General features: G+C 63.3%; 13 protein-coding genes. 6 read left to right on the top strand and 7 right to left on the bottom strand.

All coding sequences use genetic code 11. The annotated features are described in order from the left end of the window. Window positions 1-112: 112 nt before the first annotated feature. The 4 genes from EOC94_RS03460 to EOC94_RS03440 form a co-directional block, all read right to left on the bottom strand. Complete coding sequence (locus EOC94_RS03460; protein ID WP_245465481.1) at window positions 113-493, bottom strand: hypothetical protein; 381 nt, start codon at window positions 491-493, stop codon at window positions 113-115. 440 nt (window positions 494-933) lie between these two features. Beyond that, entirely contained in the window at window positions 934-1,683 is a 750-nt protein-coding gene (locus EOC94_RS03450) for a hypothetical protein (protein WP_127205743.1), read from the bottom strand. Between the two features lie 385 nt (window positions 1,684-2,068). Further along, window positions 2,069-2,989 carry a DnaJ C-terminal domain-containing protein gene (locus tag EOC94_RS03445; RefSeq protein WP_095486205.1) on the bottom strand — a complete coding sequence of 307 codons (921 nt, stop codon included), beginning with the start codon at window positions 2,987-2,989 and terminating at the stop codon, window positions 2,069-2,071. 99 nt (window positions 2,990-3,088) lie between these two features. Continuing rightward, window positions 3,089-3,562: an RT0821/Lpp0805 family surface protein gene (locus tag EOC94_RS03440; RefSeq protein WP_095486206.1), complete on the bottom strand. Its 474-nt coding sequence runs from the start codon at window positions 3,560-3,562 to the stop codon at window positions 3,089-3,091. A gap of 40 nt (window positions 3,563-3,602) precedes the next feature. Between EOC94_RS03440 and pdxH the strand changes: the two genes are divergently transcribed. From pdxH to EOC94_RS03425, 3 genes are all read left to right on the top strand, one after another. After that, entirely contained in the window at window positions 3,603-4,220 is a 618-nt protein-coding gene (pdxH, locus tag EOC94_RS03435) for a pyridoxamine 5'-phosphate oxidase (RefSeq protein ID WP_127288605.1), read from the top strand. Between the two features lie 182 nt (window positions 4,221-4,402). Further along, a complete protein-coding gene (locus EOC94_RS03430; protein WP_095486208.1) occupies window positions 4,403-4,648 on the top strand; it encodes a CopG family ribbon-helix-helix protein in 246 nt (81 codons plus the stop codon). Further along, window positions 4,645-4,938: a type II toxin-antitoxin system RelE/ParE family toxin gene (locus tag EOC94_RS03425; RefSeq protein ID WP_095486209.1), complete on the top strand. Its 294-nt coding sequence runs from the start codon at window positions 4,645-4,647 to the stop codon at window positions 4,936-4,938. Before EOC94_RS03430 ends, EOC94_RS03425 begins: the two co-directional genes overlap by 4 nt. 43 nt (window positions 4,939-4,981) lie before the next feature. Here EOC94_RS03425 and EOC94_RS03420 read toward each other — a convergent pair whose 3' ends face one another. Together EOC94_RS03420 and EOC94_RS03415 are read right to left on the bottom strand one after the other, a co-directional pair. Next, window positions 4,982-5,737, bottom strand: a complete 756-nt coding sequence (locus tag EOC94_RS03420; protein WP_127288604.1) for a crotonase/enoyl-CoA hydratase family protein — start codon at window positions 5,735-5,737, stop codon at window positions 4,982-4,984. 33 nt (window positions 5,738-5,770) lie between these two features. Then, entirely contained in the window at window positions 5,771-7,549 is a 1,779-nt protein-coding gene (locus EOC94_RS03415; RefSeq protein WP_127288603.1) for an acyl-CoA dehydrogenase, read from the bottom strand. Window positions 7,550-7,759: 210 nt separating this feature from the next. Between EOC94_RS03415 and EOC94_RS03410 the strand changes: the two genes are divergently transcribed. Continuing rightward, window positions 7,760-7,996 carry a hypothetical protein gene (locus tag EOC94_RS03410; protein ID WP_127288602.1) on the top strand — a complete coding sequence of 79 codons (237 nt, stop codon included), beginning with the start codon at window positions 7,760-7,762 and terminating at the stop codon, window positions 7,994-7,996. Between the two features lie 175 nt (window positions 7,997-8,171). Further along, window positions 8,172-9,272, top strand: a complete 1,101-nt coding sequence (locus EOC94_RS03405) for a glycoside hydrolase family 25 protein (RefSeq protein WP_185928175.1) — start codon at window positions 8,172-8,174, stop codon at window positions 9,270-9,272. Window positions 9,273-9,292: 20 nt separating this feature from the next. On the opposite strand, the gene purD is transcribed toward EOC94_RS03405, so the two are convergent. Next, window positions 9,293-10,570 carry a phosphoribosylamine--glycine ligase gene (gene purD, locus EOC94_RS03400; RefSeq protein WP_127288600.1) on the bottom strand — a complete coding sequence of 426 codons (1,278 nt, stop codon included), beginning with the start codon at window positions 10,568-10,570 and terminating at the stop codon, window positions 9,293-9,295. 216 nt (window positions 10,571-10,786) lie between these two features. Between purD and ubiA the strand changes: the two genes are divergently transcribed. Then, on the top strand, window positions 10,787-11,770 hold the full coding sequence (gene ubiA, locus EOC94_RS03395) for a 4-hydroxybenzoate octaprenyltransferase (protein WP_127289169.1): 984 nt from the start codon (window positions 10,787-10,789) through the stop codon (window positions 11,768-11,770). Window positions 11,771-11,922 lie beyond the last annotated feature (152 nt).

Raw genomic sequence — 11,922 nt, 5'->3', positions numbered from 1 at the left:
GCCTATCGCACAGGCACAGAGTCCCTTCAAGCGCTCAAAAACGGACAGTGCCCGCCCACCTGACCTTCCGGCCCGGAGGATCGATTGCCTGGGCGAAGCGCTTGTGGCGTGCTCAAGCGAAAATTGACGAAAAGACGGCACGCCATGCCATGCAGCAGTTCTGCAAGAGTAGTTCCAGCGCCGCGTCTCGCGAGGATTCTGTTCCGCCCGCGAAATTGTCGGTTCCGTTGGCGCAGATGTTCGTGACCGCGCGCTCCGTCGCGTGCGGCGATGACGTCAACAGGAGCGAAGCAAAGTCGATCGCCTCCGACATGTCTGTCAGACGATCGTGCATCGCCGCGGGATCAGCGTCGCCGTCGCGGTCTTGCTCCATATCGCCGCCTCCGTAATGGGTCCGGTCGATGAGCGTCACCGAAGCGAGCGCCTGAGACACGCGCGCGGCGTCCTCGGCCGAGCCGATGACGGTCCAGCGCCAACAGGTCGAACTTGCCATCGCTTGACCATGTGAAGACGGCGAACCCGATCCGACGCCGCGGGCCGGCGGTGGCGGCGCGCAGGAAGTCGGGGTGGACGAGCGCCCGCACGAGCCCGGTCTGCTGGAGCCATTCCTCATATCGGCCGATCAAGTCCGATACGTCGATTGCTGTGACGACATTGGCGTCGGTGCCCGGCACGACCGCCTTGGCCGCTGGCGACGTGCCGCACAGGAAGACCATCAATGGCAGGGCGAGATATAGGGCGCGCCAGCGGCAAGGTTTCGCCGGCATAGCAGGCTTCGGCTTCACCTCCTGGTGTTCTGAACGGCGCAGAACCTGCGCGTTGGAACGGACGGAAACAGGTGCGACAGCATTGGCCCTCCAGGAATGTTCCCGGGGGTAACGGGCCGGAGCCAAACTTATTCCTCCTGTTCGCGCGGCCGTTTCAGCAATTCGGTTATGTCCGCTTCGAGAACGGCAGGCTCGGATCCATTGCCTGAAGATCCGCATCACGCCCCAGCCCGCGATAGAGGATGAACGCACAGCAACAGGCGACGGCAATCGACAGCATCTCGCCGCCGTCTTCCGCGTAACCAACGAGCTTCGAGCCCGTCAGGAAGTGCAGCATGTCCACCACCACGGCAAAGCCGACAAGACACGCGAACAGCAGCAAAAACACCGATCCGAGGGCTTGTTGCCTGGGTCTGCTTTGGCGGAATGACCACAACAGCGGCGCCAGCAGGCCGAGCGCGACCACCGACCAGGTGATGATTTCTCCGGTGTCGCGAGCCCGCATGCCCGGCAGCGAAACGAGGTCGAATGTCGCTGCCAACAGCAGGCCGCCGCGCTCATGGAAACGGGTGGCGTCGTCGAGCGTCACAAAACTAAAAATCAGCGACCAGGCAAGAAACATATGCTCCCTGGTTCGAAGCCAGATGCCGAACAGAAACAGGGCGCAAAGCGCGGCCTGCCCGTAGTTGAACATCTCGGGCAGCGATCCATCCCTGCTGATGTTAAGACGCGCAGGCAGATCGTAGCGTGAAATTCCGACAGATCGAAGCGCCTCGATCGCGAATGGAACGGTGATGACGAAGATATTCAGGCATATTACTATCAGCGCGAAAACCCTGCTGAGCCTGTCGTTTCGATGCATCGCCCGGATTTCCCCGAACGCACTTTCCAAACTCGATAACGCATGACCCAGCAATCCGACGCGCTCCTTCGTTGCTACTCGTTTGACGGACAATTTCGTTAGTCAACCAAAAGATCCAGATTGGGGCAAGACGTGCTCTTGGACCGCCCCTCGACGTTCAGCCCGCTCGGCTGAGCTCGGTCCTGGCGGTTTTTGACCGCGACTTCATCGGCCTCCGGCATGGTCTGGAAACGGGGCGGCCGCGGGTTTATTCCGCCCGCGCAAAAGAAAACGCTGTCGGCGACGAGCGACTGACCCGCCTGGCGCGAGCCGGCCATGTTCCGGGCGGGCGTTCGTCATCGAGCGATGTCGCGGAATGCGGCTGAGTCCTGCAATCGATCAAAACGGACAGGTGAGAGACAGGAGCGTTTGCGGCGCAGCCCGCCTTTGACGCGCCAAGCTAGCGTTTTCGGTTGCGCATCAGCGCTTCGAGATCGCTGTCGCCACCTTCAGGCAGCATCAGCCGCACATGTGCGTAGAGATCGCCGTGACCGCCAACTTTTTCCGGCAGGCCCCTGCCCTTCAGCCGCAGGACCTTGTCCGAGCTCGACCAGGCGGGGACATTGACCGCAAGCTTGCCGGTCGGCGTTTCGACCGCCACCTTGGCACCCAGCACGGCATCCGCCAGTGCCACGGCCAAGTCGGCATGGAGGTCGCGGCCTTCGACACGATAGCGCGGATGGCGGCGGAAGTGGATTTTGACCAGCGCGTCGCCCGGCTGCCCCGGCCCTTGCTCGCCCTGGCCTTTCAGCCGGATGGTCTGGCCGTCCTCGACATAGGCCGGCAGCTTGACGGCGACCTTGCGTCCGTCGGGGAACATCGCCGTCACCTTCTCCGCGGTCGCCGCTTCCTCGATGGTGACGTCGAGCGTCACGTTCAGGTCGGCGCCGGACGGCGCCTGCCGGCCGGCGCCCGTGCCGGCACCGCGAGAGAAGGTCTCGCCGAAAATCTGGCTGAAGATGTCGCTGTTGCCGTCGAACGGATCGCCGCCCGGACGGCTTGAGCGAAACTCGAAGCGCGAGCCGCCCGGTCCTTGCTGCCGACGGAAGCCGGCGAACGGATCGGCGCCGCCCGCGGCACCTTCGAAGCCCTGGAAACGCGGCTTGCCATCGGCGTCGATCTCGCCGCGATCGAAAGCGGCACGGTTCTTCTCGTCGCCGACGATCTCGTAAGCCTGGTTGGCCGCGGCAAACCGCTCCTTCGCCTTGGGATCCGGATTCTGGTCCGGATGATACTCCTTGGCGAGTTTGCGGTACGCCGATTTTATGTCCTTGGCCGATGCGTTCTTAGCAACGCCCAGCACCTCATAGGGGTCGCGCATGCTTCCTGCCCTGGAGAAGGAGTGAGTCCACGATTGCCATCTATATGCGCTCGCATAGGAAGAAATTCCAGTGGCGCGCGGTCATATGATGGCGGAAAATCAGAGCGCTTTGAAGTCCTGCATCCGCCAGGCGCCGGCGCCGGCCAGGCACACCTCGCCCTTGAACAGCGCGACGCCGTCGAAGCTTTCGCGCGAGGCGGTGAAGCGGCGGCAAAGCTGGCCGTTGTCCCTAGACTCTGCCAGTTCCGTGATCGAGCCGCGCGAACCGGTATCGGAATTCGCCCAGGGAACGGCCTGCCCGCCAAGTTCCTGGATATCGGCGGAAGACACCGCGTTGCGGATCGTCGTCTGGTCCGAGGCGCGATCCTGATCGATCGGCGAGGCAGAAACAGGGGTGCTGCTGGTGAGGATTGTACGGTCGACCTCCGCCTGCTCCAAACTGAAGCCGCCGCCACCGCAGCCGGCGAGCGACAAGGCTACCAGCACGATCGCGACCTTGACCGCAGCCTGGGCGCTGGCCGAAGCAATAAGGCTCCATTGCCTGCTGTCAAAAAGTTGCGCGATACGCGACAATCGGCAATCTCCCCAGCCGGCAACAGAATTTGGAAAAACTATGAGCGAAACTGAGTTAACAAGCGGTGACTTTACCGAGGCTGCCGAGCCATTCCGCCTCTTTGCCGCATGGCTCGACGACGCGACGAAGAGTGAGATCAACGATCCCAACGGCGTGGCGCTGGCGACCGTCGATGCCGAGGACATGCCGAATGTGCGGATGGTGCTGCTCAAGGGGTTCGATGAAAGCGGATTTGTCTTCTATACGAATTTCGAGAGCGCCAAGAGCCGTGAGATTCTTGGCAGCATGAAGGCGGCGATGTGCTTCCACTGGAAATCGCTGCGCCGGCAGGTGCGCGTGCGCGGGCCGGTGGAGATCGTCACCGAAGCGGAAGCGGACGCCTATTATGCGACGCGCCCCCGCGGCAGCCGCATCGGCGCCTGGGCGTCGAAGCAATCGCGGCCGCTGGAGAGCCGCTTCGCACTGGAAAAAGCGGTTGCCGAATACACGGCGCGCTATGCGATCGGCGAGATCCCACGGCCGAAACACTGGTCTGGCTTCCGTATCGTGCCGCAGACGATCGAGTTCTGGCACGACCGGCCCTTCCGACTGCACGACCGCGTCGTCTTTTCACGCAACGCCAAGGGCGGCTGGGACAAGACAAGGCTTTATCCCTGATAAGGGTGGCCCTTAAGCAGCTTCACCAACGGGAGAACTGGGCGCGCGGCAACATGGCATCGCCGATATAGGGTGGCGCGCCTTGAAGTAAGGGGCACCAGGCCCCAGGAGGACCCCGGTAATCCTTGACGAACCACGTTGGTTCACCAATAATCATCGTGAACCAAACGAAAGTTAAGACCATGACGGCTTTTACCGTGCGCGTCCCGGATGAAACCGCAAACAGGCTTGACCAGCTTGCCGAAAAGCTCGACCGCTCGCGCTCCTATGTGGCTGCGCAGGCCATTGAGGACTTTGTAGCCCGTGAGGAATGGCAACTCGCCGAGATAGAGGCCGGGTTGGCCGAAGCTGAGCGCGGCGATTTTGCCAGTGACCGTGATGTAGCCGGTGTTGTCGGAAAATACGTCAAGTCCGCCCGCCGAGCATGAGCCGCAAAAGAATCCGCTGGACCATGCGAGCGCTGCGTCGGCTTGACGAAATCGGCGCGCATATCGAGAAAGACAACCCCGAAGCGGCCGCCCGAGTCATTGCGCGCATCGTGACGGCGGCAGAACATCTCGCCGAGCAACCGGCCATGGGGCGCATCGGGCGCATCAAGGCGACGCGGGAACTCGTTTTGGTTGATATTCCGTATATCGTACCCTATCGCGTCAACGGCGAGACTGTCGAAATACTCACCGTCATGCACACCGCCCAACGGTGGCCACAAGCCCTCTAAAATCGCCCAACACCATGGCTCGCGTCATCAGGCCACACCGCCTTCAGCCTGCTTTCTTCCTGGTCATGAAGGCCATCAAGGCAGCGCGGGCCTCGTCGGATTTGAGCCGCTTGCGGAAATGCTCGCTCTCCTCACCGATGCGGGCAACGAGGTCTTCACGCGAGCCGCGCATCAGGTCGCGCGCGATCTTCAGCGCTTGCGGCGGCTTGGCTGCGATCTGGCCGGCCGCTGCCAGCACGGAGGCTTCGAGCTCGTTTTCCTCGACCACCGCGTAGATCAGCCCGGCGGCCTTCGCCCGCTCGGCCGAAAAGCCTTCACCGAGACCAAGCAGCGCGAAGGCGCCTTGCCGGCCCAGAATCTCAGGCGCAAGCAGGCTCGACCCCGCCTCGGGAACCAGGCCGAGATCGACGAAGGGTGTTCGGAACACCGTTCGCGGCGTGGCGAAGGTCAGGTCGCAATGCAGGTTGAGCGTTGTGCCGATGCCGACCGCAATGCCGTCGACGCCGGAAACCATGGGCTTTTCCGCCCTGGCCAGCGCCATTAGGAAATCCCAGACTTCGGTGCCGCCCTCGCCGCCGGCGGCGACGACCATGAAATCGGCTAGGTCGTTGCCGGACGAGAAGGCGCCTGAAACACCGAGGAAGACATGAACGCGGACCGCCGGATCGGCATCGCCTTCGGCAAGGGTTTTGGACATTTTCGCATACATGGCGCGCGTCAGCGCGTTCTTCTTTTCCGGACGGTTGATGCGGATGATCTGGATGGCGCCCTGGCGCTCGACGAGGATATGGTCTGTCATGGTCGGCCCCTTGTGGACGTGAGCTTGTGAACGTCAGGAAGTTCCGGCAGAAATCAGTGCCTTGCCGGCAGCGGCAAGGCTTTCGGCGCCGCCGATGACGCGCTCCTTCAGCGCGCCCGCCTCGCCAAGCAGGTTTTCGGCGAAGAAACGGCAAAGGGCGATGCGGCTTTGGTCGGCAAGCGCGCCGCGCGCCAGATAAGCGCCGCCCGCCGCAAGCGAGATCAGCCTCAGATATGGCGTCGCACCGGCCAGCGCCTCGTCCGAACGGCCGTCGGCAAGCAGCCCTTGCAGGAAACGTGTCGCTTCGCTGACATTGTCGAGTGCCTTGTCGAGACCATCGGCGGTGCGGCCAAACCCCTGAAGATTTGAGGTCCGCACCTGACTGGCGACCGCTTTCAGTTCGGCGATGTAACCACGAACATGCTCGCCACCGCCAAGCGGCAGCTTGCGCGCCACCAGGTCGATCGCCTGGATGCCGTTGGTGCCTTCGTAGATCGGCGCGATGCGCGCGTCGCGATAAAGTGCTGCCGCACCCGTCTCTTCGATAAAGCCCATGCCGCCATGCACCTGCAGCCCGAGCGAGGCGACCTCGACACCGACATCGGTGGAAAAGGCCTTGGCCAGCGGCGTCAACAGATTGGCGCGCTCCTGCCAGTGGGTGGCTTCATCGCCACTGGATATCCGCGCGTTGTCGATGGCATGCGCGCAGGAATAGCTGATGGCGCGCGCAACCTGGGTCAGCGCCTTCATGGTCAGGAGATTGCGCTGCACGTCCGGGTGATGGACGATCGGCGCCATGCCGTCGCCATCATAGCTTGCAGCCTTGCCTTGCCGGCGGTCATTGGCGTAGGCGAGCGCCTTTTGCGTGGCCGTTTCGGCGACCGCCACGCCCTGCATGGCGACGGCGAGCCGCGCATCGTTCATCATGGTGAACATGCAGGCGAGGCCCTTGTTTTCCTCGCCGATCAGCCAGCCGATCGCGCCAGGCACTGTCCCTTCGAAACCATCGCCATAGATCATGGTGCAGGTCGGCGAGGCGTGGATGCCCAATTTGTGCTCCAGCCCGGAGCAGAACACGTCGTTGCGCGCGCCCAACGCGCCATCGTCGCCGACAAGGAATTTCGGCGCCAGGAACAGCGAAAGCCCACGCGTGCCGGCCGGCGCATCCGGCAGCCGCGCCAGCACCAGATGGATGATGTTGTCGGTGAAATCGTGCTCGCCATAGGTGATGAAGATCTTTTGCCCGAAGATGCGGTAGGTGCCGTCGCCGGCCGGCTCAGCGCGGGCGCGCAACGCATTCAGGTCCGAGCCCGCCTGCGGCTCTGTCAGGTTCATCGTGCCCATCCATTCGCCGGAGACGAGCTTTTCCAAGTATTTGGCCTTCAGCGCCTGTGATGCGTGCTTGTCGAGCGCCTCGACCGCGCCCATGGTCAGCGTCGGGCCGATGCCGAAGGCCATGGCGGCGGAGTTCCACATTTCGAGCGCCGCGACGCCCAGCATGGTCGGCAGCGCTTGGCCGCCGAATTCCTCCGGTGCGGATAGCGCGTTCCAGCCGCCGTCGATCCAGCGACGATAAAGCGCCTTCCAGCCAGGCGGCGTGGTGACGGCAGCGCCGCTCAGCACCGCACCTTGTTCATCGCCGATCTTGTAGAGCGGCGCGATCTCCTCTGTGGCGAAGCGGCCGGCTTCCGCCAGAATGGCGTCGACGAGATCTTCGCCAAGGTCGCCAAAGGTGCCGGCGTCGAGCGCCGGCTTCAGGCCGGCCACGTGCTTCAGCGTGAAGGCGATTTCCTCGACTGGTGCCCGATACATGCCGCTCGCTCCTCCTGTGTCCGGCAGGTCAACTTAAGATCCGTGCCGACACAAAACCATCCGCCTTTGGGTCGCCTCTCCCACCTTCTTTTTACGTAAACGTCAAAATTTGTCACGCAGATTTTGCAATTGCTGCGACACAGGCTAAATTCGGCAAAAGCCGGACAAGTTCGACCGGCGACGGATCAAGAACACCGGATCGGACCGCCCGTGCTTGCCAGACCTGACGCCTATCGCTGCCTCGAATGCGGCCTGCCCTATCGAGCGGCAGGTTTTTGGCACTATCGGGGCAAGGTCGAGGACGGCGCCGCCTATTGGTCGGATCGCGGCATCCTGTGTTCGCCGCAATGCTCGCTGGCCCATCACCGCAAACGCGAGGCCGAGGGAAGGCTGCCGCAAGCGCCGGCGCCCGACCCGTTCCAGATCCAGCCGCTCTCCCGCCGTTGATGGCCAGCGAAGCCATCACCGGCAGAATTGCGGCATTCGCCGCCGGCCGCCGAAAGCATTTCCTTAACCATGGCGGTTCAGGATCAGGCTTTGGCCAGCAAGGATCTGCTGTTTGAAACCGCCGGCGCACCCCCTTCGCCGCCTAGGACTCCTCGTCGTCGCGGCCGCGATGACAATGGCGTTGGGGCCGGCACAAGCCTCGGATTTCTCCGAGCCGTGGAAGAACACCGACCGGGCGCTGGTGATCGACGCCTACGAATACAATTCCATCGACTGGGCTGAACTTGCCACCGACAAACGCATCGTCGGCTTCATCAACAAGGCGTCCGACGGGATGCCGCCACCCTATTTCTGTTTCGGTGCCGATACCGAGACAAGGCTCTGCAAGACGCTGTGGAAGCGCCATGCGGTAGCGCAGGAACTGTTCCAGACGCGCAAGGTGGTGGCCAAGGCGCTCGGCCTGAAATGGGGCGCTTATCATCTCGCCCGCCCCGGCAATCCCGTGGGACAGGCGAATAATTTCATCAATTTCGCGAAGCCTGGGCCGGATGACCTGCTTGCTCTCGACATCGAGGATGATGACCCCACGAAATGGATGTCGCTCGAGGATGCCGAGGAGTTCGTGCGCCACGTGCATCGGCGGATTGGCCGCTTTCCGGTGCTCTACACCAACGGCAAGACCGCCAAGCACATCGCCGACAACAAGTACAAATACCGGCTCCTGTCGCGGCTACCGCTCTGGTATGCGCGCTACAAGCCAGACATCGGCGTGCATTTCCCGATGGGCAACTGGCAAGGCTATGCACTCTGGCAGTTTTCGGCAAAAGCCAATTGCGGGCGGTTCCGCTGCCCCTACCGGGTGGCTGGCACGCCGAATGACATCGATGTCAATGTCGCACCGATGGATGCCGCCACATTGCGCGCGCAATGGCCGTTCGGCGGCCTGATCGACGTGCAGCCGGATTACCTCGCCTCGATACCGGTGCCTCTCTCGCGCGAGGCCGGACTAGCCGGCAATGCCATCACCTACGCGACCGTGGCGGCACCACCGACCTTCGCCGAAATAACCGCCGCGTTTAGCGCACGCTGGACCAAATTCCGCAGCAGCTTTCAACTGCCTTTTGTAAAGGCCGCGCCGCGCCTTCCGCGCGGGGTTGCCGAATATGTGGCCTGGACGCGGAAGGAGAAGCGCTCTGCATCGGCCTCTGAAGCGGCGCCCGCCGCCAGCGATCCGGTCAGCACCGCATCGACCGAGTTCGACCGTGGGCTGCGCTAAATCTGAAAGCCGTTGAAGGGTCAGCGCACCTGCTCGCGCGCCACAGCCTGCCAACCAATGTCGCGGCGGCAGAAGCCTTGCGGCCAATCGATCCGGTCGAGCGCGGCATAGGCTCGTCTCTGCGCCTCGCCGACGGTGCCGCCGACAGCCGTGATGTCGAGCACACGGCCGCCATTGGCGACCAGCGCGCCGCTGTTGATGGCGGTGCCGGCATGAAAGATCTCGACGCAATCGCCCGCGGCCTCTTCGACGCCGCGGATGACCGAGCCCTTTTCCGGCGTGCCGGGATAGCCCCTGGCCGCCATCACCACGGTGAGCGCCGCCTCGTCGCGCCAGCGCGCTGACATATGTGCAAGCTGGCCATCGGCAGAAGCGTTGAGGAGGACCAAGAGATCGTCCTTCAGCCGCATCATCAGCACCTGGCATTCCGGGTCGCCGAAACGGGTGTTGTATTCGATCAGCTTCGGCCCCTTGTCTGATATCATCAGCCCGGCGAACAGCACGCCGGAAAACGGCGCGCCAAGTTCGGCCATGCCGCGCATGGTCGGCTCGACGATCTCGCGCATCGTGCGGTCGATCATCTCCGGTGTCATCACCGGCGCTGGCGAATAGGCGCCCATGCCGCCGGTGTTCGGGCCGATGTCGCCGTCGCCGACACGCTTGTGGTCCTGCGCGGTGCCGAACGGCAGCGCGGTCGCGCCGTCGCACAGGCAGAAGAAACTCGCCTCTTCGCCGGTGAGAAACTCCTCGACCACCACCTCAGCGCCGGCCTGTCCGAAAGACCCGTCGAAACAGGCGTCGAGCGCGGCCAGCGCCTCATCCAGCGTCATGGCGACGGTGACGCCCTTGCCGGCGGCGAGGCCGTCGGCCTTGATGACGATCGGCGCACCCATCTTTTCGACATAGGCCCTGGCCGACGCCAGGTCGCCGAAACGGCCATAGGCGGCGGTCGGGATATCATATTTCGCGCAAAGGTCCTTGGTGAAGCCTTTCGAGCCTTCCAGCCGCGCCGCCGCCTTGGACGGGCCGAAGACGCGAATGTTCTCAGCGCGAAGGTCGTCGGCAATGCCGGCGACCAGCGGCCCTTCCGGCCCGACCACGACGAGGTCGATCTTTTCCTCCATGCAGAACCGGGCCACCGCCGCATGATCGGCAATATCTAGCGTCACCAGTTCGGCTTCGCGGCCGATGCCCGGATTGCCGGGGGCCGCGTAAAGCTTCGTCAGCAGCGGCGAGGCCGCAATCTTCCAGGCCAAGGCATGTTCGCGGCCGCCGGAGCCGATCAACAAAACACGCATGCCCAGATCCCTTGCCATTCCACGATCAGGACTGCGCTATTGCGCCTCGGACGATGGGTCAAGACATTTGGATGATTTGGGACCAATTGCGCACGGGAACGTCGGGCATCAATGCCCGATATCGGGGGAAAGGCTGGTTCGCCGCCTACGATATTTACGCCATGACGATTTGGCTTGATGCTTGACGGCGTTCGCCTCTGCTGCCACTCCAGCACAATGGAACCCGTCCAGTCGAAAGCAGCCCAGGGCCGCGTCGCCGATGCGCCGAGCGGCCACTGGGTCTACCGCATTCTGCCACGCTGGCTGTGGCCCTATGCGCAGCTTGCGCGATGGGACCGGCCGATCGGCTGGCAGTTGCTGCTGTGGCCGTGCTGGTGGTCGGCAGCCCTTGCGGCAAGCGCCTTCCCTCGCCCCGGTGACCCGCTGCTCTCGCTGCTACCGGCACCATGGTATCTCGTGCTGTTCCTGATCGGTACCATCGCCATGCGCGGCGCCGGCTGCACCTATAACGACCTGGTCGACCAGGACATCGACAACCAGGTGGAGCGCACGCGTTCGCGGCCGCTGCCGGCGGGAAAGGTCACACGCCGGCAGGCCTGGGCGTTTCTCGTCATCCAGGCATTGGCCGGCCTCGCTGTGCTTTTGCAATTCAACAGCTTCGCCATCCTGCTCGGCATCTGCTCGCTTGCCATCGTTGCTGTTTATCCATTCATGAAGCGATTTACCAATTGGCCGCAACTGGTTCTCGGCCTTGCCTTTTCCTGGGGTGCGCTGATGGGATGGGCGGTCGAGTTCGGCGATCTCGATGGCCCGGCCGTCATGCTCTATATCGGCTCCATCCTGTGGGTGATCGGCTACGACACGATCTATGCGCATCAGGACAAAGAAGACGACGCCATCGTCGGCGTGCGCTCGACCGCACGCCTGTTCGGCGACAACACCAAGGCCTGGCTCGTCGGGCTCTATGGCGGGGCGCTGGTCTGCTTCGCCATCGCCTTCGCGTCGGCACAGGCGCCAGTGCCGGCGCTGGCTGGGCTGGTCGCCGCCGGCGCCCATATGACGAGGCAGATCGCCATGCTGGACATCGACGATCCGGACCAGTGCATGCTTCTGTTCAGGTCGAACAACCAGGTCGGCTGGCTGGTCTTCCTTGGCCTGATCGGCGGCGCTGTGTGGGTGGCGCTGAAGCCGCTGGTTTAGGGAGCCTGTTCCCTTCTCCCCTTGTGAGGGCTTTGCACGGGGAGCGAAGTGGAGTTCGGTGGTCAGTGGGGGCCTTTTTGAAGGCCGGCAGAGCGGTTTTCCGCGGCCCTTGCGAGGCCTTTGTCGGTTTAGGCAGCCATCCTGCCGGATTG

The sequence above is a fragment of the Mesorhizobium sp. M6A.T.Ce.TU.016.01.1.1 genome (genome assembly GCF_003997065.1).
In the GTDB taxonomy this organism is placed as follows: Bacteria; Pseudomonadota; Alphaproteobacteria; order Rhizobiales; family Rhizobiaceae; genus Mesorhizobium; species Mesorhizobium mediterraneum.
The sequence above is the reverse complement of the archived record's forward strand: the minus strand, read 5'-3'. Positions and strand labels throughout refer to the sequence as shown.